The sequence below is a fragment of the Pseudomonas sp. YuFO8 genome (genome assembly GCF_035065025.1).
Lineage (GTDB): Bacteria > Pseudomonadota > Gammaproteobacteria > Pseudomonadales > Pseudomonadaceae > Aquipseudomonas > Aquipseudomonas putida_AE.
This window is the reverse complement of record NZ_JAXDEQ010000034.1, coordinates 38,699-59,204: the sequence shown is the minus strand read 5'-3', so window position 1 is coordinate 59,204 and position 20,506 is coordinate 38,699. Positions and strand designations below refer to the sequence as shown.

General features: G+C 61.3%; 20 protein-coding genes. 13 read left to right on the top strand and 7 right to left on the bottom strand.

Features of this window, described 5'->3' with window-relative positions; genetic code table 11:
• Positions 1-280 precede the first annotated feature (280 nt).
• On the bottom strand, positions 281-949 hold the full coding sequence (locus SOP95_RS24240; RefSeq protein WP_323608583.1) for an ATPase: 669 nt from the start codon (positions 947-949) through the stop codon (positions 281-283).
• A gap of 313 nt (positions 950-1,262) precedes the next feature.
• On the opposite strand from SOP95_RS24240, the gene SOP95_RS24235 reads away from it, so the two are divergent.
• The 4 genes from SOP95_RS24235 (at position 1,263) to argE (ending at position 4,968) form a co-directional block, all read left to right on the top strand.
• Complete coding sequence (locus SOP95_RS24235; protein WP_323608582.1) at positions 1,263-2,573, top strand: flavin-containing monooxygenase; 1,311 nt, start codon at positions 1,263-1,265, stop codon at positions 2,571-2,573.
• Between the two features lie 51 nt (positions 2,574-2,624).
• Positions 2,625-3,041 (top strand): RidA family protein, encoded by a 417-nt coding sequence (locus SOP95_RS24230; protein ID WP_008058648.1) that lies wholly within the window; start codon positions 2,625-2,627, stop codon positions 3,039-3,041.
• A 101-nt stretch (positions 3,042-3,142) separates the two neighbouring features.
• Entirely contained in the window at positions 3,143-3,820 is a 678-nt protein-coding gene (locus tag SOP95_RS24225) for a DUF1028 domain-containing protein (RefSeq protein ID WP_323608581.1), read from the top strand.
• Complete coding sequence (gene argE / locus SOP95_RS24220) at positions 3,817-4,968, top strand: acetylornithine deacetylase (protein WP_323608580.1); 1,152 nt, start codon at positions 3,817-3,819, stop codon at positions 4,966-4,968. Before SOP95_RS24225 ends, argE begins: the two co-directional genes overlap by 4 nt.
• 15 nt (positions 4,969-4,983) lie before the next feature.
• Here the strand turns inward: argE and SOP95_RS24215 are convergent, their stop codons facing one another.
• Complete coding sequence (locus tag SOP95_RS24215) at positions 4,984-5,895, bottom strand: LysR family transcriptional regulator (protein ID WP_274077589.1); 912 nt, start codon at positions 5,893-5,895, stop codon at positions 4,984-4,986.
• A gap of 256 nt (positions 5,896-6,151) precedes the next feature.
• Between SOP95_RS24215 and SOP95_RS24210 the strand changes: the two genes are divergently transcribed.
• The 3 genes from SOP95_RS24210 (at position 6,152) to SOP95_RS24200 (ending at position 8,993) form a co-directional block, all read left to right on the top strand.
• On the top strand, positions 6,152-7,567 hold the full coding sequence (locus SOP95_RS24210) for a purine-cytosine permease family protein (protein WP_323608578.1): 1,416 nt from the start codon (positions 6,152-6,154) through the stop codon (positions 7,565-7,567).
• 258 nt (positions 7,568-7,825) lie between these two features.
• Positions 7,826-8,062 (top strand): hypothetical protein, encoded by a 237-nt coding sequence (locus SOP95_RS24205; protein ID WP_274077587.1) that lies wholly within the window; start codon positions 7,826-7,828, stop codon positions 8,060-8,062.
• A 193-nt stretch (positions 8,063-8,255) separates the two neighbouring features.
• The gene (locus SOP95_RS24200) at positions 8,256-8,993 is read left to right on the top strand and encodes a hypothetical protein (RefSeq protein WP_274077586.1); all 738 of its coding nucleotides are present in this window, start codon (positions 8,256-8,258) and stop codon (positions 8,991-8,993) included.
• 36 nt (positions 8,994-9,029) lie between these two features.
• On the opposite strand, the gene SOP95_RS24195 is transcribed toward SOP95_RS24200, so the two are convergent.
• On the bottom strand, positions 9,030-9,833 hold the full coding sequence (locus SOP95_RS24195) for a hypothetical protein (protein WP_323608577.1): 804 nt from the start codon (positions 9,831-9,833) through the stop codon (positions 9,030-9,032).
• A 263-nt stretch (positions 9,834-10,096) separates the two neighbouring features.
• Here SOP95_RS24195 and SOP95_RS24190 point away from each other — a divergent pair, with 263 nt between their 5' ends.
• A complete protein-coding gene (locus SOP95_RS24190) occupies positions 10,097-10,315 on the top strand; it encodes a PLD nuclease N-terminal domain-containing protein (protein WP_274077584.1) in 219 nt (72 codons plus the stop codon).
• 128 nt (positions 10,316-10,443) lie between these two features.
• Entirely contained in the window at positions 10,444-10,869 is a 426-nt protein-coding gene (locus SOP95_RS24185; RefSeq protein ID WP_274077583.1) for a hypothetical protein, read from the top strand.
• Positions 10,870-10,948: 79 nt separating this feature from the next.
• On the opposite strand, the gene SOP95_RS24180 is transcribed toward SOP95_RS24185, so the two are convergent.
• The 4 genes from SOP95_RS24180 to SOP95_RS24165 all read right to left on the bottom strand — a co-directional run bounded on the left by SOP95_RS24180 (position 10,949) and on the right by SOP95_RS24165 (position 16,159).
• Positions 10,949-11,497: a cupin domain-containing protein gene (locus SOP95_RS24180; protein ID WP_007946335.1), complete on the bottom strand. Its 549-nt coding sequence runs from the start codon at positions 11,495-11,497 to the stop codon at positions 10,949-10,951.
• Positions 11,498-11,768: 271 nt separating this feature from the next.
• Positions 11,769-13,052: an NAD(P)/FAD-dependent oxidoreductase gene (locus SOP95_RS24175; RefSeq protein WP_274077582.1), complete on the bottom strand. Its 1,284-nt coding sequence runs from the start codon at positions 13,050-13,052 to the stop codon at positions 11,769-11,771.
• A 52-nt stretch (positions 13,053-13,104) separates the two neighbouring features.
• Complete coding sequence (locus tag SOP95_RS24170; protein ID WP_323608573.1) at positions 13,105-14,595, bottom strand: aldehyde dehydrogenase; 1,491 nt, start codon at positions 14,593-14,595, stop codon at positions 13,105-13,107.
• A gap of 187 nt (positions 14,596-14,782) precedes the next feature.
• Positions 14,783-16,159: a glutamine synthetase family protein gene (locus tag SOP95_RS24165; RefSeq protein ID WP_008063763.1), complete on the bottom strand. Its 1,377-nt coding sequence runs from the start codon at positions 16,157-16,159 to the stop codon at positions 14,783-14,785.
• Positions 16,160-16,442: 283 nt separating this feature from the next.
• Between SOP95_RS24165 and SOP95_RS24160 the strand changes: the two genes are divergently transcribed.
• The 4 genes from SOP95_RS24160 (at position 16,443) to SOP95_RS24145 (ending at position 20,499) form a co-directional block, all read left to right on the top strand.
• Positions 16,443-17,204, top strand: a complete 762-nt coding sequence (locus SOP95_RS24160) for a gamma-glutamyl-gamma-aminobutyrate hydrolase family protein (protein WP_323608571.1) — start codon at positions 16,443-16,445, stop codon at positions 17,202-17,204.
• Between the two features lie 360 nt (positions 17,205-17,564).
• On the top strand, positions 17,565-18,707 hold the full coding sequence (potA, locus tag SOP95_RS24155; RefSeq protein ID WP_274077578.1) for a polyamine ABC transporter ATP-binding protein: 1,143 nt from the start codon (positions 17,565-17,567) through the stop codon (positions 18,705-18,707).
• Between the two features lie 29 nt (positions 18,708-18,736).
• A complete protein-coding gene (locus tag SOP95_RS24150) occupies positions 18,737-19,618 on the top strand; it encodes an ABC transporter permease subunit (RefSeq protein ID WP_274077601.1) in 882 nt (293 codons plus the stop codon).
• Positions 19,615-20,499: an ABC transporter permease subunit gene (locus SOP95_RS24145; protein WP_274077577.1), complete on the top strand. Its 885-nt coding sequence runs from the start codon at positions 19,615-19,617 to the stop codon at positions 20,497-20,499. Before SOP95_RS24150 ends, SOP95_RS24145 begins: the two co-directional genes overlap by 4 nt.
• Positions 20,500-20,506 lie beyond the last annotated feature (7 nt).

Sequence of the window (20,506 nt, the reverse complement as noted above, 5' to 3'; positions counted from 1 at the left end):
GCTCGTTGCCATGAAGGCCGCGAGGGCTTTTTTGTGGGTGATGGATGTACTCAGATTCACGAGTTCCGCGAGCGTCTCGCTCTGACTCCGCAGTTTTGCCTGACGGATGATCGGAGTGAGAACGCGTTTCAGCTCCTCTGTCGCGACCAGGTGCTGGTTGATGTACGCAATCCATGTAGGAGCTGGCGCAGCCTGCGATCTTTTGACGGTTTCATTGATGGTCGAAGAGCAAGATCAAAAGATCGCAGCCTGCGGCAGCTTCTAAAGAGGGAGAGTGGAATCAGTTGGTTGCGACTTGCGCCACGTGTCCAGTGGTCACCAGTGACTTCAGCGACGCATCGAACTGCTTCAACGCATTCACCTGCAACACCGTTTGCTGATTGATCTGCGCGGCAATTTGCGGCGTGGCTTTGCCATGCACCCACACCGAAGGCATCTGCTCGGCACGCGAACCCGCAGCCTGGCCGATGTATTGCAGGTTCGCATCGTAGAATTTAGCCACAAACCGCGCTTCGACCTGATTGTTGCGTTTCGACACCAGGCGACTGTAGGTGTCGAGCATCACCACCACATCCGGATGCGCCTGCAACGCCGCATCGAGGCTGTCGTAGACCGTCACCGCAGCGAACTCCTTCTGCAACGACGAAAGCAACCAGCCGATCGCCCGCTGCGGATCGGAACTGTCGACGAACGCCTGGCTGATCCGCGAATCCAGATCGGGGTTCTGCGCTCCCTTCACCGCCACATCGTGGTAGCTCTCCAGGTATTGCTGGGTATTGAGGGTGTTTTCGCTGTAGAGCACCGCCACAGTTTGCGCGTGTTGCAAAGGCGCGGCGCTGTCGGTGATCGGCGGGAAGTGGCAGGAGGCATCGGCAGCAATGGCCGGTGCAGTGGCAGCGATGCCACCGCTGAATACGGCGACAAAAGCCAGCAGGGTCGAGATTCTCATCGCGCTTATTCCTTCAATGGCGAGATCGGTATCACGCTATCTTCCTCCCTTGGTGGAAAAACAGAACTTGCATTGCTTAATGATGGGTATCGAGCAAATGAATGGTTGCTATGACGGCACCTGCTCCCCCGATTTCCCGCAGGTTCCCACCGTGAATATCGACGCCACGGTTGGCCGAAACCCCTCTGCATCAATTATTTATACTCAAATGCCAGCTTAATAATATTTTACCGATATCAGGCTGATCCCTAGTCTTGAGCCCAGGAAATGGCAGGTCGACACCGACCGTTAACCAACTTCGAAGGGCAAGCAGATGACCATTGAAAAAACAATAATAGATACCTTGATTGTCGGCGCCGGCCAGGCCGGCGTAGCCATGAGTGAACACCTGAGCAAGCTCGGCGTGCCGCACTTGGTGCTGGAGCGCAATCGTATCGCCGAGCGCTGGCGCACCGGCCGCTGGGATTCGCTGGTGGCCAATGGTCCGGCCTGGCACGACCGTTTTCCCGGCCTGGAATTCGACGACATCAGCCCCGATGGTTTTGCCCCCAAGGAGCGTGTGGCCGATTACTTCGAAGCCTATGCCCGCAAGTTCAAGGCGCCCATCCGCACTGGCGTGGAAGTGCAGAAGGTCGAGCGCAACGTCGGTCGCCCGGGTTTCACCATCGAGACCTCCCAAGGCGTGATCGAGGCCAGTCGCGTGGTGGCTGCCACGGGTCCGTTCCAGCGTCCGGTGATCCCGCCGATCGCCCCCAAGGATGCGCAACTGCTGCAGATCCACTCCGCCGACTACCGCAATCCCGGGCAATTGCCCGAGGGTGCCGTGCTGGTGGTGGGCGCCGGTTCCTCGGGCGTGCAGATCGCCGATGAATTGCAGCGCTCCGGCAAGCAGGTGTACCTGTCGGTAGGCGCCCACGATCGTCCGCCCCGCGCCTATCGCAACCGCGATTTTTGCTGGTGGCTGGGGGTGCTGGGCGAGTGGGACCAGGCCGCGATGAAACCCGGCCGTGAACACGTGACCATCGCCGTCAGCGGCGCCCAGGGTGGCCGCACCGTGGATTTTCGTGGCCTGGCCCATGCCGGCATGGTGCTGGTGGGCCTGACCCAATCGTTCAACGGCAGCGTGGCGACCTTCCAGGCGAACCTGGCGGACAACCTGGCCCGGGGCGATGAAAACTACCTGGCCCTGCTCGACGCCGCCGATGCCTACATCGAACGCAATGGCCTGGACCTGCCGGAAGAACCCGAAGCGCGCCATACCTTCCCGGAGCCGGACTGTGTCTCCAACCCGATCCTCGAACTCGACCTGGCCAAGGCCGGCGTGACGTCGATCATCTGGGCCACCGGTTTTGCCGTGGACTACAGCTGGCTGCAGGTCGACGCCTTCGACGACAACGGCAAGCCCCGGCATCAGCGCGGTGTGTCCAGCGAGGCGGGCGTGTATTTCCTCGGCCTGCCCTGGCAGTCCCGTCGCGGTTCGTCCTTCATCTGGGGCGTGTGGCATGACGCCAAGTACGTGGCCGATCACATTGCCATCCAGCGGACCTACCTCGAGTACCGCGATGCCGACCAGCGCGAGGCCCAAGCCTGCCCGGCCGCACACAAGACCACCGTCAGCGCTTGATACCCGCACGGCGCGTACACCGCGCCGCTCCCCATATTTAAGGAATTTCAAATGACCACGCCAACCCATACCCGCATTCGCATGTTCAACACCAAGGAAACCTACCCGAACCAGAGCCTGGACAACGACCTGTGCCAGGCCGTCCGCGCCGGTAACACTGTGTATGTGCGCGGCCAGGTCGGCACCGATTTCGAGGGCAACCTGGTTGGCCTGGGCGATCCGCGGGCACAGACCGAGCAGGCCATGCGCAACGTCAAGCAACTGCTGGAAGAAGCTGGCAGCGACCTGAGCCACATCGTCAAGACCACCACCTACCTGATCGATCCGCGCTACCGCGAACCGGTGTATCAGGAAGTGGGCAAGTGGCTCAAAGGCGTATTCCCGATTTCCACCGGGCTGGTGGTGACGGCATTGGGTCAGCCGCAGTGGCTGATGGAGATCGATGTGATTGCGGTGATCCCGGAATAACGGGCAGACCGCGTCGCGACAAACTCCAGCCGCCCGCTCCCGCCATTGATCTTCTGTAGGAGCGAGCTCGCTCCTACAAAATCCAGACAAGGACCCGCCCCATGACCTTTTCCATCGCCGCCCGCTGCCCCGACACCGGTCAGTTCGGCATCGCCATCAGCTCCTCGAGTATCGCTGTCGGCGCCCGCTGCCCCTGGTTATTGCCCGGTGTGGGCGCCGTCTCCACGCAAAACATCACCCTGCCCTCTCTTGGCCCGGAAACCCTGGCCCTGATGGAGCAGGGTCTGCCACCCGCCGAGGCCCTGGACAAGGTGCTGACCCGCAACGGCTACAGCCAGTACCGGCAGATCACCGCCATCGACCACCTCGGCCGCACCGCGCACTTCAGCGGCGCGCAAACCCTGGGCAACCACAATGCGGTGTCCGGCGAGCAATGCGTGGCGGCCGGCAACATGCTTGCCAGCCCGGCGGTGATCGAGGCCATGGTCCGCGCCTTCGAACAGGCTGAAGGCCAACTGGCCGACCGCTTGATCGCGGCGATGCAAGGTGGCGTGGCGGCTGGTGGCGAAGCCGGACCGGTGCATTCGGCGGCGGTCATGGTGGTCGGTGAGCTGACCTGGCCGATCGTCAACCTGCGGGTCGACTGGGCCGACGAAGATCCGATTGGCCAGCTGCAAAAGCTCTGGCAGGCCTACCGTCCGCAGGTCCAGGACTACATCGACCGCGCCCTGGCGCCCGACCGGTCCCCTGGCTACGGCGTCGCTGGAGACGATCGATGAGCGCCAGCCGCGATCTGCTCACAACGCTGGTGGCGTTCGACACCACCAGCCGCGAATCCAACCTGCAGCTGATCGAGTTTGTCCGCGACTACCTCGCAGGCTTCGATGTGCCGTGCCAGCTGGTCTACAACCAGGAGCGCAGCAAAGCCAACCTGTTCGCCACGATCGGCCCGGCGGACCGGCCGGGCATCGTGCTATCGGGGCACACCGACGTGGTCCCGGTCGACGGCCAGCCGTGGACCGTCGCGCCGTTCCAGCTCACCGAGCGCGATGGCCTGCTGTACGGTCGCGGCACGGCGGACATGAAGGGCTACATCGCTTGCGTGCTCGCCCTGGTGCCGGCGCTGGTGCAGGCCTCGTTGCGCCTGCCGGTGCATATCGCCCTGTCCTACGACGAGGAAGTCGGCTGCCTGGGCGTGCGCTCCCTGCTCAAGGCCCTCGAGCAACGTCCGGTCAAACCGCTGCTGTGCATCATTGGCGAACCCACCGAGCTCAAACCGGTGCTGGGCCACAAGGGCAAGCTGGCGATGCGCTGCGACATCCACGGTCACGCCTGCCATTCGGCCTACGCCCCGCTCGGGGTCAATGCCATCGAATACGCAGCCGAGCTGATCGGTGAACTGGGGCGCATCGGCCAACGGCTCAAGGCTCCGGAGCTGCATGACCCGCGCTTCGATCCGCCGTTCTCCACCGTGCAAACCGGGGTGATTGGCGGCGGCAAGGCCTTGAACATCGTGCCGGCCGACTGCCGCTTCGACTTCGAAGTTCGCGCCCTGCCCTCCCACGACCCGCGCCTGGTGGCAGAGGAACTGCAGGCCTATGCCGAACAGCAGTTGTTGCCGCGCATGCGCGCCGTGAGCGAGCACAGCGAGATCCGTTTCAGTGAGTTGTCGGCGTACCCCGGCCTGGCCACCGATGCCCGTAGCGAAGCCGCGGAATTGATCGCCGCGTTTTCCGGCTCGCGGGAATTCGGCACGGTGGCGTTCGGCACCGAAGGCGGTCTGTTCGATGCAGCGGGCATCCCGACGGTGGTGTGCGGCCCGGGCAGCATGGAGCAAGGCCATAAACCCGATGAGTTCGTCAGCCTGGAGCAACTGAACGGCTGCGACGCCATGCTGCAACGGATGCTGCTGGCAATCAGCAACTGATCCCTGGCCCGACGCTCAGGTATAGAGTCGGGCCAGTTCTTCCTGGCAGTAATCGACGAACAGCTGCACCGGCTTGGTCAGCTGTGCCCGGCGCAACCACGCCGCGGACAACCCCGAGCCGGTGACGTTTTCGGCCAGCGGCACGCACACGACTTTTTGCCCGTCATAGGTGTATTCGGAAAACGGTTTGGTCACCAGGATCGAAAAGCCGAAACCCCGCCCGACCATCCCGCGCACCATCTCGATCGACGGCGAGCTGAACACGATGTTCGGCGTCAGCCCGCGCTCTTCGAAAATGCTCACGAAGTAGGTTCGGCTGGGCACCACGTCCAGCAAAATCATCGGCTCCAGCACCAGGTCGTGCAGCGAGACTTTCGCCTGCTGGGCGAAGCGATGGTCGGCGGGCAGCAAGGCATAGGGTTGCTGGGCCGGCATCAACGCCACGGTCTCGATGGTGCTGTCCAGGTCATGTTCGTAGACCATGGCCATGTCGATGCTGCCGGCGGTCAACGCCTGCACCAGTTCCTGCTGCTCGCCATCGCGAATGCGTATTTCCACCCCGGGCCAGCGCTCCTTGAAACCAGCGATCAGGCGTGGCAGGTACAGGGGTGCCACGGTTTCAAAACAACCGATGTCGATCTGTCCCGCCACCACGTCGTTGTCCGCCAGGGCGTTCTGCTCGAACTCATGGGCGACCCGCAGCAGCTCCTGGGCCTTGCGGTAGAACCGCGAGCCGCTCGGCGTCAGCGACACCCCCTGAGCGTGATGGCGGATGAACAGTTGCACGCCAAAACTTTCTTCCAGGTGCTTGATCGCCGTCGATACCGATGGCTGCGCGATGTAGAGCTTGCGCGAGGCCTCCGCCACGCTGCCGCAGTCGGCCGTGGTGACGAAATACCTGAGCTGGCGCAGGTTGTAGGCGGCCATGGGAACCTCCGGAAAACAGAACATCAGGGTCAAGGAATCGGCAGCGCACACAAGGGGTTGGTGCCGGCCTGCGGTCAAGGCTGAACATACCGGAGGCGACCGCCGGCGCGGCATATATTTTTTAAGGTTTGAAGCAACAAACTTACTAATTTATCTATCCCGATCCATTGCACATGATCGCTCCAACAAGAAAAGCGTCGTTCGCGCGACGCTCACCGAAGTACGTCCACGTACTCACTTTGCCTTGGAGTTCGTCATGGTAACCACTGCAGCAACGAGCGCTCCGCTCATCGAGAAACACACGATCGGCTACGTGCCGCCGCAAGACCGTCATGGCAAGACGCGCGACCTGTTCACCCTGTGGTTCGGTGGCAACATCGCGCCCTTGCCCATCGTCACCGGCGCCCTCGGCGTGCAGCTGTTTCACCTGAACCTGGTGTGGGGCATCGTCGCCATCCTCGTCGGCCATCTGGTCGGCGGCGTGCTGATGGCGCTGCACTCGGCCCAGGGCCCGCAGATGGGCATCCCGCAGATGATCCAGAGCCGCGCGCAATTCGGCTCCCTCGGCGCGCTGCTGGTGGTGCTGATCGCCGGCGTCATGTACATCGGCTTCTTCGCCTCCAACATCGTGCTGGCTGGCAAGTCCCTGCACGGCGTGGTCGACAGCGTCCCGGTGCCCGTGGGCATCGTCATCGGCGCCTTGGGTTCGGGCATCATCGGCATCATCGGCTATCGCTTCATCCACGTGCTCAACCGTATCGGCACCTGGGTGCTGGGCATCGGCATCGTGCTGGGTTTCGCCTACATCCTGACCCACGTGCAGACGGACGACTTCCTCACCCGCGGCAGCTTCAACATCTCCGGCTGGCTGGCGACGGTGTCCCTGGCCGCGCTCTGGCAGATCGCCTTCGCGCCCTACGTGTCCGACTACTCGCGCTACCTGCCGGCCGACGTGCCCGTGGCGTCGACCTTCTGGACCACCTACCTGGGCACCGTGCTCGGTTCCAGCCTGTCGTTTGTCTTCGGCGCCGTCGCCGTACTGGCCACGCCCGTCGGCATGGACACCATGGACGCGGTCAAGCTCGCCACCGGTTCCATCGGCCCGCTGATGCTGGTGCTGTTCCTGCTCAGCGTCATCAGCCACAACGCCCTCAACCTCTACGGCGCCGTACTGTCGCTGATCACCCTCGTGCAGACCTTCGCCTACCGCTGGATCCCCACCGCCAAGAGCCGCGCCGTGCTCTCGGTGATCGTGCTCGGCGCCTGCTGCTTCGCCGCCGTCGGTGCCTCCGCTGACTTCATCGGCCACTTCGTCGACATGGTGCTGGTGTTGCTGGTGGTGCTGGTGCCGTGGACGGCGATCAACCTGATCGACTTCTACGCCATTCACAAGGGCAAGTACGACATCGACTCGATCTTCCACGTCGATGGCGGCATCTACGGGCGCTACAACCCGCAGGCGCTGCTGGCCTACGCGATCGGCATCCTGGTGCAGATTCCGTTCATGAACACGCCGCTGTACGTCGGACCGATTTCCGAGCACATCAACGGCGCGGATCTGTCCTGGTTGGTGGGCCTGGTGATTACCTCGCCGCTGTACTGGTGGCTGGCCAATCGCGACAGTGCCTACAAGCGTCGGTTGTCGAGTGGGAAACTCGCTACCAGCCTGTAATCAAGATCCACAAGCCTGCTCGCGACAAAGCCCTGACATGGATCGTCAGGCCTTTCGCGAGCAAACTCCACCTGAATCGACCCGCGCTTGATACCTCGCTGATACGTCCCCCCGATCGTGCTGTTACCTCACTGCCCCACTTGTCACTTCTGCGCCGCACGGCAGGCCAATACAGTATGGCCTTCGGTGTGTTGCGGCAGGCACGAACGCTGTCGACCCTCAACCGCACCGATTTCCCATCACGGAAGAGGTGACATCATGAGTTTCGTCAAAGTTGAAAAAAACCAGAGCAGCGCCCCGTCGGAAGCCGACATGATAAAAGCCATGTTCGAGTCTGGCGGCGTACCGGGCGAGTGCAGCGGCAACAACGCTGCTCGCACCCTGACCTACGCCGGCCTGGTCAATCACACGGTGTATGAGAACAAGCTGATCGAGATTGCCAAGGGCAAGCGCACCAGCTGGAACTTCGTCTGGGCCGATGTGAAGGCAGCCTGAGGCCCTGGCGGGGCGGCCCGTCGTTCGCCCCGCCACTTCAACCTGATTGATACCCCCCCGTTACCCGCCTGTAACGCCAAGACACTTAGCCCATGCGCTGCCTGAACCTAGAGTGAAGCCCTCGATGGATGGACCGGGTTGACTGCCCTCCACCCATCGATTGCCCAACACACCACCAAGGAAGAGGGACACCATGAGCCAATCAAACGCTGTCAGCCAACAACGCCAGCAGCTGCACGATGATGTGCAAGAAGCCGTCAAGTCGATCATGGGTGCAACGCAACTGAAGGCGTCGGACTATGGCAGGGTCTTGAAGTCCGCCCTGGCGGCGGCGCAAAAAACCGTCACCATCGAAATCGCCGCCGGCGACCTGACCCTGCTCAAGAAGTCTGGCTACAAGCTGTGCTTTGCCAAGAAGGTCGGCACCGCCGACTACAACGTGGTCTGGCAGTCCTATGTCGCGTACCTGAGCAATAACGAATTCAGCTGGACGCCGTTGTATCAGCTGTTCGCCTCCAACGTGTTCAAGGAAAACGTCCAGGTCAAAGTCTCGACCAACATCGTCAATATCGGTCTTGGGCAAACCTCGACACTCGATGAACACGGCCTGCTGAGCCCGGCGATCACGGGCGGCCCGGACGTTTCCATGACCTTTGTGAACGAGTACGCGCCGATCCATCCGGGGATCAACCAGCTGTCCACCGGCATCGATGGCAATCAGGTCAGCACGCCGATCTACGTGGCGGTGGACCCGGTCGTCACCGGTAAAACCGTACTGACCCCCGTTGAAACCATCCTCGTATGGTTCGAACAGAACGTACAGACCAGTACCATGTTCAGTACCTCACGCTCCAAGGCGATCGAAATCGACCTGACGTTCGAAAACACCGCCGGTCGCCTTTACGAAGGCGGTCAATGGAAAACCGTGTAACTGCTGCGCACCGGGGCAACCCCAGGGTTGCCCCTTTCATTCGTCGATCGCGCCTTTGGCAAAGTAGCCCGTCAGGGACAGGCAGATCGATTGCGCCAGGTCCTCCTGGGTGGCGATGCCATAAGGCTGGTTGCGATCGAACTGCGCCGACCAGCGAATCCGCCCCTGCGCCACATCCACCAGGCGCAACGACGCCCGCACCCGCGCCGGCTCGACCCGCACGCTGCCTTCCAGGCAATAGCTGTAGCGCCCGCCGCGCCGGCCCTCCGCTGCTTTTACGCTGCTGCGCGGCACCTTCATCAACACATGATTGGCCACGCTTTGCGTTTGCTCGAACGACTCGAACAAGCGACAGCTCAGCTCTTCGCACAAGCCCCGGGCGAAGTCATCGCCATCCGGGGTGATGCAGGTGAACGGCTGGATCTGCAAAACCGGATGGCGGGTGGCGGTCCCCTTGGTTTGCAACCGCTGATAAGCCAGGCGATAACACCCTGCCGGTATGCTCAGCCGAACCGGGTCCTGCTGGCCGTTGCTGGCGTAATGCGCCGCCAGCTTGCGCCGCAACCGCCCCACCTGCACCCGCACCACCGGATCGTCGCCGGTGCAGTACACCGCCGGATCGCGACGGAACACCGCGATGCCGATGGCGTGTTCGGTAAGGGGGGTATTTGAAGGTTGCAGGTCGTGCTCGACCAGAAAGCGCAACAAACTGCCCATGCGCCGGGATTTGGCGAACAACGGGCTGGCCAGCAGCAACGCCAGTACGCGCTGCATCTCTTCAGGATCGAGCGGCACGGGAACCCCCGCCGCGCTCGAATCAACCATGCGCTTGATCACCATCGCCTGCCTCCGTGCAGATTGCCGACAGGAAAAGAGGTGGAACTCCGTGGTTGCGCACGCAACGTGAGCCCAGGACTGGCTCGGGTGCTGCAACGACGAAGCTTAGCAGCCGTGATGGAACGGGCAGCCAAATCCGCTGATAGCCACATGAGATCCGACGAACGTTAGAGTGCGCCGATACCCCCATTCTAGAAAACCGCAAATTAACTGAACCCTGTGTCCACCAGCCCACCTAACTGAAAGACTATTCAGGAGGTGACTACATGCAGATCGAAACGACGTGGATTGTATTGGCAGCCGTTCTTCTGTTGATCGAGTTGTGGGCCATCAATCGGGTGCGCAAAAGCGCAGGCAAAGCGAGCAGCAAAGGTGTGTGGATGGTGGTGATCGTGTTTGTGCCGCTGATCGGGCTGATACTGTGGGCCCTGGCGGGGCCCAAGCACATCGCTCACCACCCGGATCCAGCACAGGCCCGACAATAAGGCCGGGGAAATGCGTTAACGCTTCGTGACTGAGCGAAATGCATGGAACCACAGGCCACATCGGGGTTTCGAAACTTTATCAGCGCTGATCCTGGATCAAACAAGGCGCCATTGGAGAGGAAATCCCGATGAACACTAGACTGCTGCTTTTGCTCGCTGGCCTGTGCCCTGCCCTGGCGTACGCCGAAGGTTGCGACGTGCTGACCCGATCCCAAAGCGCTTCCATTCCCGTGGTGGAAAGTCATAGCTGCTATGAGTACGAAGGCATGCCGGTCAATTCCATCGACTGGTCATGCAGCAACGAGAGCAAGGAGATGCTGACCAGTACCAAGAAGAAAGTCGAACATTGTGACGATCATTACCAGGCCACCTGCATCGCCACCTTGACCCAGGAATCCCTGGCCAACCCTCATTCCACCAGCAAGGACAAGAACAGTCAGTCGGTCAACATTCCCGACAATGCCCAGGTCACGACGTATTACTACGGTGCCGAGCACATCGCCCAAGCCAAGATTGATTGCGAGTCGGGCGGTGGTCACTGGAAAACCAAATAAAAAAAACCGATGCCTGAGCGGGCATCGGTTTTTTATCAAGCACCATGGATGATGCGCCGCCGGATCACACCCGCCGTAATCAGAAGTTCGCCGGCGTGTTCGCGCTGATGATTTCCGCCTCATCCTGGCCGATATTGCGAAACTTGTGCGGCAAGGTCGTCGGAAAGTAATACCCGTCCCCGGCATTGAGCACACTGATCTGCCCATCCACCGTCAGTTCGACGGTGCCACGGGTGACCAGACCGCACTCCTCGCCTTCCGAATGCACGATCGGCTCTTCCCCGGAACTGGCACCCGGTGCGTATTGTTCGCGCAGCAGACGCATCTGCCGGCTTGGCACGGACGCGCCGATCAGCAGCAGGCGCAGGCCGTGGCGGCCGAGGTCGGGCTGTTCGTTGGCGCGGAAGACGTATTGGTGCTCGCGCGGCGGTTGATCGAAGGTGAAGAAGTCGGCCAGGGACATGGGAATGCCTTCGAGCAGCTTTTTCAGCGAGCTGACGGAAGGACTGACGCGATTCTGCTCGATCAGGGAAATGGTGGCATTGGTGACGCCGCTACGCCGGGCCAGCTCGCGCTGGGACAGTTTGTAGCTTTCGCGTACTAATTTGAGTCGTGAGCCCGTGTCCATGACAGCCTTATGTGCTTGGTACGCAAGGGTAATGGGGGTGGAGAGCAGGCGTGGATCGCGCCGTTTTCCTGTCCCGGAAACGTGAAAGGCGGCTATTAAATCACGTTTGTGGGTGTTGCTGTAGGAGCTGCCGCAGGCTGCGATCTTTTGATCTTGATCTTGAAAAGCAAGATCAAAAGATCGCAGCCTGCGGCAGCTCCTACACGGGAACGTGGTGTTTCAGGTAAAAAGCCGGTGGCCTTCCTGGGGTTGACCACCGGCGAGGTAAAGCTTAGATCCCGAAACGGTCGCGCAGCGAGTAGTACACCGCACCCAGGGCGGTCAAAGGCGCCGAGAAGGTGCGCCCGCCAATCATCGGCATGTGCGGCAGCGAGGCGAAGGCGTCGAAGCGTTCGGCGTCGCCGCGGATCATTTCCGAAATCAGCTTGCCCGCCAGGTGCGAACAGGTGACGCCGTGGCCGCTGTAGCCCTGCATGTAGTAGGCGTTTTTCTCGATACGGCCGAATTGCGGCATGCGCGACATGGTCAGCAGGAAATTGCCGGTCCAGCGGTAGTCGATCTTCACGTCCTTCAACTGCGGGAAGGTCTTGAGGATTTTCGGGCGGATCAGTTGTTCGATGTCGTCCGGCTCACGGGCGCCGTAGACCACGCCACCGCCGTAGAGCAGGCGGTTGTCGGCGGTCAGGCGGTAGTAGTCGAGCAGGTAGTTGCAGTCTTCGACGCAGTAGTTGTTCTTGATCAGGCTGCGGGCCTGCTTTTCCGACAACGGCTCGGTGACGACAATCTGCGAACCGCACGGCATGCTCTTGCTGGTCACGCGGTTGTCCAGGCCCTGCGGCAGGTAGGCGTTACCGGCGATCAGCAGGTACTTGGCCTTCACCACGCCTTTGGCGGTGCGTACGGTGATCGGCTCGCCATAGGTGATTTCCACCGCCGCCGATTGCTCGTAGATCTTGCCGCCCAGGCCGATGATCGCCGAAGCCTCGCCCAGCGCCAGGTTCAGCGGGTGAATATGCCCGCCCTGCATGTCCAGCAGGCCGCCGACGTAGGCGTCGGAACCGACTTCGCGCTTGATGTCATCCTTGCCGAGCATGGTCAGGTTCTTGTTGCCGTAGCGTTCCCAGCCCTTCTTCTGTTCGGCCAGGCCCTTGAGCTGCTTCTTGTTCATCGCGGCAAATATGCCGCCCGGACGGTAGTCGCACTGGATGTCGTAGTGCTGTATGCGCTGACGGATGATGTCGGCGCCTTCGAAGATCATGCTGCCGAGGACTTCGGCGGTCTTGTCGCCGTAGCGCTCTTCGATGACGTCGACGTCACGGCTGTAGGAGTTGACCAGTTGACCACCGTTGCGACCGCTGGCGCCGAAGCCGACTTTGGCGGCTTCAAGCACGGTGACGCTGTAGCCCGCTTCAGCGAGGAACAGTGCCGAGGACAGGCCGGTATAGCCGGCGCCGATCACGCAGACGTCGCAGTCCACCGCGCCTTCCAGCACCGGGAAATCGCCGGTGAAGTTGCGGGTGGCGGCGTAGTAGCTGTTTACATGTGCTTGTTTCATAAGTTTCTCCGATGGCCGCCGCAAAGAGCCGGCGACCGCCGCTTTATTGTTATTAGAGCTTGATCCAGGTCGCTTTCAGTTCGGTGTACTTGTCGAACGCATGCAGCGATTTGTCCCGGCCATTGCCCGACTGCTTGAACCCGCCGAACGGCGCGGTCATGTCGCCGCCGTCGTACTGGTTGACCCAGATGCTGCCGGCACGCAGGCCACGGGCGAAGGTGTGGGCCCTGCTCAGGTTGCTGGTCCACACGCCGGCGGCCAGTCCGTAGATACTGTCGTTGGCAATCGCCAAGGCTTCTTCAGGGGTGTCGAAGGTGATCACCGACAACACCGGGCCGAAAATTTCTTCCTGGGCGATGGTCATGGCGTTGGTCACGCCGTCAAAAATCGCCGGCTCGACGTAGAGGCCGCCGGTGTCTTCGAGGGTGCGGCTGCCGCCCGCGATCAACCGGGCGCCCTGCTCCTTGCCGATGTCGATGTAGCGCAGCACGTTGTCCAGTTGACGCTGGTCCACCACCGCGCCGACGGTGGTCGCAGGATCGAGCGCGTGCCCCGGTTTCCAGCCTTGCAGGGCTTCCACCAGCAACGGGATGAACTGCTCGCGGATGGAGCGTTCCACCAGCAGACGCGAGCCGGCGGTGCAGACCTCGCCCTGGTTGAAGGCAATGGCGCCAGCGGCGGCCTGCGCGGCGGCGCGCAAGTCCGGTGCATCGGCGAACACCACGTTGGCGCTCTTGCCACCGGCTTCAGCCCAGACGCGTTTCATGTTGCTTTGCCCGGCATAGATCATCAGTTGCTTGGCAATCGCCGTGGAGCCGGTGAAGGCCAGCACGTCGACGTCCATGTGCAACGCCAGCGCCTTGCCGACGGTGTGGCCGAAACCCGGCAGCACGTTGAACACGCCTTTGGGGATGCCCGCATCCAGCGCCAGCTGCGCGATGCGAATGGCTGTCAGCGGCGACTTTTCCGAAGGCTTGAGGATGAACGAGTTGCCCATCGCCAGGGCCGGGGCGAATTTCCAGCTGGCCATGATCAGCGGGAAGTTCCACGGCACGATGGCCGCTACTACGCCGGCCGCTTCGCGCGTCACCAGGCCCAGTTGGTCGTGGGGGGTGGCGGCCACTTCGTCGTAGATCTTGTCGATGGCTTCGGCGGTCCAGCGGATCGCATTGGCGGTGGCCGGAATGTCGATGGCCAGCGAATCGCCGATCGGCTTGCCCATGTCGAGGGTTTCGAGCAGCGCCAGTTCTTCCTGGTTGGCCAGGATCAGGTCGGCGAAGCGGATCAGGATGCGCTTGCGCTCGGCCGGGGCCAGCCCGGACCAGACGCCGGATTCGAAGGTGCGGCGGGCGACGGCGACGGCCAGGTTGGCGTCGGCTTCGTCGGTGCTGGCGACGTTGGCCAGGAAACGGCCGTCTACCGGGCTGATGCATTCGAACGTCGCGCCGCTGGCGGCTGCGCAGTATTGGCCGTCAATGAAGGCACGGCTTTCGATTGTCAGGGACTGGAAGCGTTGCTCCCAGTCGCTGCGAGTAGTTGTCATGGTTGTGACTCGACGCAGGGGAATAGGTGATCGTCAGGCCGACGCCCGCCAATTCAAATTTGAAATGCGATCCCTGTGGGAGCGGGCTTGCTCGCGAAGGCGCCGGCACATCCAATATTGATGTCGCCTGACACTCCGCTTTCGCGAGCAAGCCCGCTCCCACATTTGATCGTGTTGAACCGACTAATCAGACGGTATGCAAGTACCAGTTGTACTCAAGGTCGGAGATGGAGTTCTCGAACTCGGCCAGCTCGCTTTCCTTGCACGCCACGAACACGTCGATGTACATCGGGTCGATGTACTTGGCCATGACTTCGCTGTCGTCCAGCTCGCGCAGGGCATCGCGCAGGTTGTTCGGCAGGCTCTGTTCGTTCTGCTCGTAGCTGTTGCCTTCCACCGGGGCGCCCGGCTCGATCTGGTTGGTCAGGCCGTGGTGCACGCCGGCCAATACCGAAGCCATCAACAGGTACGGGTTGGCGTCGGCACCGGCCACGCGGTGTTCGATGCGCACGGCATCCGGTGATCCAGTTGGCACACGGACCGCCACGGTACGGTTGTCGACGCCCCAGCTCGGCGAGTTCGGCACGTAGAACTGCGCGCCGAAACGACGGTAGGAGTTGACGTTCGGGCAAAGGAACGCCATCTGCGCCGGCAGGGTCTCGAGCACACCGCCGATCGCGTGACGCAGCGCGGCGTTCTGCTCGGGATCCTCGCTGGCAAAGATGTTGTTGCCTTCCTTGTCGAGAATCGAAATGTGCACGTGCAGACCGTTACCCGCCTGGCCCGGATACGGCTTGGCCATGAAGGTGGTGTCCATCTCGTGGTCGTAGGCGATGTTTTTCACCAGACGCTTGAGCAGGACGGCGTAGTCGCATGCCTTTATAGGGTCGGCCACGTGGTGCAGGTTGACTTCGAATTGTGCAGGGGCGCTTTCCTTGACGATGGCGTCAGCCGGGATGCCCTGCTCTTTCGCACCTTCCAGGATGTCCTGCAGGCAGTCGACGTACTCGTCGAGGTCGTCGATCAGGTACACCTGGGTCGACATCGGACGCTTGCCGGACACCGGCGAACGTGGCGATTGCGGACGACCATTCACGTTGTCCTGGTCGATCAGGTAGAACTCCAGTTCGAACGCGGCGCAGATGGTCAGGCCCATGTCGTCGAACTTGCGCACCACGTTGGCCAGGACTTCCCGCGGGTCGGCGAAGAATGGCTGGCCTTCGAGTTCGTGCATGGTCATCAGCAGTTGCGCGGTTGGGCGCTTCTGCCATGGCTCGATGCTCAGGGTGCCGGGGATCGGGTAGCAGATCCGGTCGGAGTCGCCGATGTCCAGACCCAGGCCGGTGCTTTCCACCGTGGAGCCATTGATGTCCAGGGCAAACAGGGACGCCGGCAGGTTGATGCCTTTCTCGTAAACCTTATGAAGACTGGTGCGTTCGATGCGCTTACCGCGCACCACACCGTTCATATCCGCAATCAGAAGGTCGACGTACAAAACCTCAGGATATTTCTTAAGGAATGCGTTTGCTTCGTTGAGTTGAACGGTACGCAGAGGGACCGACATGATGCACCTATTTTTTACTGTTAATTATTATGTTCACCGCCCTTTCACGTAGCCAGTCAATCCGAAAGGCAAAGTGAAGTCAATAGCGAACACCTTGCCTTTAAACGTTTATTTTCGGGCCTCTCAGAGGCACAAGAGTGCCAGATCATCCCTGGAACACGCGTAAATCCTCAGCTTCGGACGTGCGGCGTTTAGAATTTTTTACATGAGAGTTGTTAATTAAAATCAACAAGGCTAAGCTCCGGAAAAGCTCGTTCAAGTGTGAAACTTCGAGGTGATAAAAATGGCATTCAAGCCATTGATCGGTGTTACTGCATGCGTCAAACAGATTGGCCTGCACCCCTACCATGTCAGCGGCGAAAAGTACTTGCGTGCTGTCAGCGTTGCGGCACTGGGGCTGCCTGTCGTCATTCCTTCCCTGGGCGAACTGACCGAAATCGAGGATCTGCTACCGCAGCTCGACGGTCTGTTGCTGACCGGCTCGCCATCGAATGTGGAACCCTTCCACTATCAAGGCCCCGACAGCGCTCCCGGCACGGAACACGATCCCCAGCGGGATCGCACCACCCTTCCCCTGATTCGCGCAGCCATTGCCGCTGGCGTTCCCGTGCTCGGCATCTGCCGCGGCTTCCAGGAGATGAACGTGGCGTTCGGTGGCAGCCTGCATCAGAAGGTCCATGAACTTCCCGGCTTCCTCGATCATCGCGAGGCCAACCATCCGGATCTGGCGGTGCAATACGCACCGGCCCATGCCGTCGATGTGCAACCGGGCGGTGTGTTCCAGGCGCTGGATCTGCCGCCGGTGTTCCAGGTCAATTCGATTCACAGCCAAGGGATCGACCGACTCGCTCCCGGCCTGCGCGCCGAAGCACTCGCGCCGGATGGCTTGATCGAAGCGGTCTCGGTGGAGAACAGCAAGGCATTTGCCCTCGGTGTGCAATGGCACCCGGAATGGCAGGTGCTGGACAACCCGCCGTATCTGAAGATCTTCCAGGCGTTTGGCGACGCGTGCCGGCAACGGGCGGCGCTGCGTAACTCACGCTGACGCCATAAACGATCAAACCATTTACTGCCCCCGCGAGCGGGCAGGCGGGCTTTTGCGCGCCTCTCGCCCGCGAAAACAACACACTGCAATAACAACAAGCACTACCAGGCAGCCAGGACGGCGGCGCCGAATTAACCCGAGTGGAGTGCCCGTCAGGCATGCGCAATACCTTGTAGGAGCTGGCTTGCCAGCGAAGAGGCCCTTTCAGCCGACATCATCGTTGACTGCAAGGCCGCCTTCGCTGGCAAGCCAGCTCCTACAGAGACCGCGTCCTGATTGGCGCCTTACTGCAAGGGTTTGCAATCAACTATTAAGTCAGGCCGCGTTGGCCCGACGACTGAAACCTGTTGGGAGTTTCACATGGCAAACGCCTCCAGCATCTACAGGAAGGCTCTTGAGGGTCACCAGGCACCGAAAAAGGTGTTGGTGAAAGTCGACCGCGTCACCAAGAAATTCGACGAGACCACCGCCGTGGACGATGTGTCCCTGGAAATCCATCAGGGCGAGATCTTTGCCCTGCTCGGTGGTTCCGGCTCCGGCAAATCGACGCTGCTGCGCATGCTCGCCGGCTTCGAGCGCCCGACCGAAGGCCGGATCCTGCTCGACGGCGTCGACATCACCGACATGCCGCCCTACGAGCGGCCGATCAACATGATGTTCCAGTCCTACGCCCTGTTCCCGCACATGACGGTGGCGCAGAACATCGCCTTCGGCCTCAAGCAGGATCGTTTGCCCGCCGCTGAAATCGACGCCCGTGTGGAAGAAATGCTGCGCCTGGTGCACATGACCCAGTACGCCAAGCGCAAACCCCATCAGTTGTCCGGCGGCCAGCGTCAGCGTGTAGCCCTGGCCCGCTCCCTGGCAAAGCGTCCGAAGCTGCTGTTGCTCGACGAACCCATGGGCGCGCTGGATAAAAAGCTGCGCTCGCAGATGCAGCTGGAGCTGGTTGAGATCATCGAGCGCGTCGGCGTGACCTGCGTCATGGTGACCCACGACCAGGAAGAAGCCATGACCATGGCCCAGCGCATCGCGATCATGCACCTGGGCTGGATCGCCCAGATCGGCAGCCCGGTGGACATCTATGAAGCGCCGGTCAGCCGCATGGTCTGCGAATTCATCGGCAACGTGAACGCCTTCGAAGGCACCGTGGTGGAAGACCTGGAAGGCCACGCGATCATTCACAGCGCGGACCTGGAGCAGAAGATCTACGTCGGCCATGGCGTCAGTACGTCAGTGCAGGACAAGTCGATCACCTACGCCATCCGCCCGGAAAAACTGCTGGTCAGCACCACCCAGCCGGACGCCCGCTACAACTGGTCCAGCGGCAAGGTGCATGACATCGCCTACCTCGGCGGTCACTCGGTGTTCTACGTCAAGCTGCCGGGCGGCAAGGTCGTCCAATCGTTCATGGCTAACGCCGAACGCCGTGGTGCGCGTCCGACCTGGGACGATCAGGTCTACGTGTGGTGGGAAGACGACAGCGGCGTGGTACTGCGCGCATGAAAACCTTCAATCAGCAATTGCTGCGCCTGGTGCCCAGCGGACGAAAACTGGTCATCGGCATTCCGTTCCTGTGGCTGTGCCTGTTCTTCCTGTTGCCGTTCTTCCTGGTGATGAAGATCAGCTTCTCGGAAGCGGCCCTGGCCATTCCGCCCTACTCGGAGATCTACACCTACGCCGAGCAGAAATTCAACCTGTTGCTCAACATCGGCAACTACACCTTGCTGGGCGAAGACGAGTTGTACCTGTCGGCTTACCTCGGTTCGTTGAAGGTTGCATTGCTCAGCACGCTGATGTGCCTGGTGATCGGTTTTCCGATGGCCTACGCCATCACCAAGACCAGCAAGGAAGCGCAAAACGTCCTGCTGCTGTTGATCATGATGCCGACCTGGACCGCAATCCTGATCCGCGTTTACGCGTGGATGGGCATCCTCAGCAACAACGGCTTGCTCAATGGTTTCCTGATGTGGACCGGGCTGACTTCGCACCCGATCGAGATCCTCAACACCAACACCGCTGTTTATATCGGCGTGGTCTATGCGTATCTGCCGTTCATGGTGCTGCCGCTGTACGCCAACCTGGTCAAGCACGATGGCAGCCTGCTGGAAGCCGCGTCCGACCTGGGCTCGAGCAACTTCAACAACTTCTGGAAAATCACCGTGCCGCTGGCCAAGAACGGCATCATCGCAGGCTGCATGCTGGTGTTCATTCCGGTGGTGGGTGAGTTCGTGATTCCGGAGCTGTTGGGCGGTCCCGAGACCCTGATGATCGGCCGCGTGCTGTGGCAGGAGTTCTTCAACAACCGCGACTGGCCGGTGGCGTCCGCCCTGGCGGTGGTGATGCTGTTGATCCTGATTGTGCCGATCCTGCTGTTCAACCGCAGTCAAGCCAAAGAGATGGAGGCACGGGGATGAAACGCTTCGGATTTTCAAAGTTCATGCTGATTTTCGGCCTGTCGTTCATCTACCTGCCGATGCTGATCCTGGTGATCTACTCGTTCAACGCCTCGAAGCTGGTGACGGTGTGGGGTGGCTGGTCGTTCAAGTGGTACGCCGGCCTGCTCGACAACTCGCAACTGATGGGCTCGGTGCTGCGTTCCCTGGAGATCGCCTGCTACACCGCGATTGCCGCCGTCGCACTGGGCACGCTGGCCGCGTTCGTGCTGACGCGCGTCACCCGCTTCAAGGGCCGCACGCTGTTCGGCGGCCTGGTGACCGCGCCGCTGGTGATGCCGGAAGTGATCACCGGTCTGTCGCTGTTGCTGCTGTTCGTGGCCATGGCGCAGATGATCGGCTGGCCGATGGAGCGTGGCATCGTCACGATCTGGATCGCCCACACCACGTTTTGTGCCGCCTACGTTGCGGTGGTAGTCTCCGCCCGCCTTCGCGAGCTGGACCTGTCCATCGAAGAAGCGGCCATGGACCTGGGTGCCAAGCCGTTCAAGGTGTTTTTCCTGATCACCATCCCGATGATCGCGCCCTCACTGGCGGCCGGCGGCATGATGTCGTTCGCCCTGTCGCTGGATGACCTGGTGCTGGCGAGCTTCGTCTCGGGCCCGGGCTCCACCACCCTGCCGATGGAAGTGTTCTCGGCGGTGCGCCTGGGCGTGAAACCGGAGATCAACGCCGTGGCCAGCCTGATCCTGTTGGCCGTGTCGATCGTGACCTTCATGGTCTGGTACTTCAGCCGCCGTGCCGAAGCCAGCCGTAAGCGAGCGATCCAGGAAGCGATGGACCAGACGGCGAGCGAATCCTGGCAACAACCGAAAAAGCAAATGGTAGAAGCGACGGCCTAGGCCGTCG

Excerpts from the sequence above, each read along its gene's own strand:
- SOP95_RS24195 (WP_323608577.1), bottom strand. The coding sequence starts at position 9,833 with ATGGTGATCAAGCGCATGGTTGATTCGAGCGCGGCGGGGGTTCCCGTG.
- SOP95_RS24165 (WP_008063763.1), bottom strand. The coding sequence starts at position 16,159 with ATGTCGGTCCCTCTGCGTACCGTTCAACTCAACGAAGCAAACGCATTC.
- SOP95_RS24230 (WP_008058648.1), top strand. The coding sequence starts at position 2,625 with ATGACCACGCCAACCCATACCCGCATTCGCATGTTCAACACCAAGGAA.
- SOP95_RS24175 (WP_274077582.1), bottom strand. The coding sequence starts at position 13,052 with ATGAAACAAGCACATGTAAACAGCTACTACGCCGCCACCCGCAACTTC.
- SOP95_RS24180 (WP_007946335.1), bottom strand. The coding sequence starts at position 11,497 with ATGGACACGGGCTCACGACTCAAATTAGTACGCGAAAGCTACAAACTG.
- SOP95_RS24200 (WP_274077586.1), top strand. The coding sequence starts at position 8,256 with ATGAGCCAATCAAACGCTGTCAGCCAACAACGCCAGCAGCTGCACGAT.
- SOP95_RS24205 (WP_274077587.1), top strand. The coding sequence starts at position 7,826 with ATGAGTTTCGTCAAAGTTGAAAAAAACCAGAGCAGCGCCCCGTCGGAA.
- SOP95_RS24185 (WP_274077583.1), top strand. The coding sequence starts at position 10,444 with ATGAACACTAGACTGCTGCTTTTGCTCGCTGGCCTGTGCCCTGCCCTG.
- SOP95_RS24240 (WP_323608583.1), bottom strand. The coding sequence starts at position 949 with ATGAGAATCTCGACCCTGCTGGCTTTTGTCGCCGTATTCAGCGGTGGC.
- argE (WP_323608580.1), top strand. The coding sequence starts at position 3,817 with ATGAGCGCCAGCCGCGATCTGCTCACAACGCTGGTGGCGTTCGACACC.
- SOP95_RS24160 (WP_323608571.1), top strand. The coding sequence starts at position 16,443 with ATGGCATTCAAGCCATTGATCGGTGTTACTGCATGCGTCAAACAGATT.
- SOP95_RS24170 (WP_323608573.1), bottom strand. The coding sequence starts at position 14,595 with ATGACAACTACTCGCAGCGACTGGGAGCAACGCTTCCAGTCCCTGACA.
- SOP95_RS24210 (WP_323608578.1), top strand. The coding sequence starts at position 6,152 with ATGGTAACCACTGCAGCAACGAGCGCTCCGCTCATCGAGAAACACACG.
- SOP95_RS24235 (WP_323608582.1), top strand. The coding sequence starts at position 1,263 with ATGACCATTGAAAAAACAATAATAGATACCTTGATTGTCGGCGCCGGC.
- SOP95_RS24190 (WP_274077584.1), top strand. The coding sequence starts at position 10,097 with ATGCAGATCGAAACGACGTGGATTGTATTGGCAGCCGTTCTTCTGTTG.
- SOP95_RS24215 (WP_274077589.1), bottom strand. The coding sequence starts at position 5,895 with ATGGCCGCCTACAACCTGCGCCAGCTCAGGTATTTCGTCACCACGGCC.
- SOP95_RS24225 (WP_323608581.1), top strand. The coding sequence starts at position 3,143 with ATGACCTTTTCCATCGCCGCCCGCTGCCCCGACACCGGTCAGTTCGGC.
- potA (WP_274077578.1), top strand. The coding sequence starts at position 17,565 with ATGGCAAACGCCTCCAGCATCTACAGGAAGGCTCTTGAGGGTCACCAG.
- SOP95_RS24145 (WP_274077577.1), top strand. The coding sequence starts at position 19,615 with ATGAAACGCTTCGGATTTTCAAAGTTCATGCTGATTTTCGGCCTGTCG.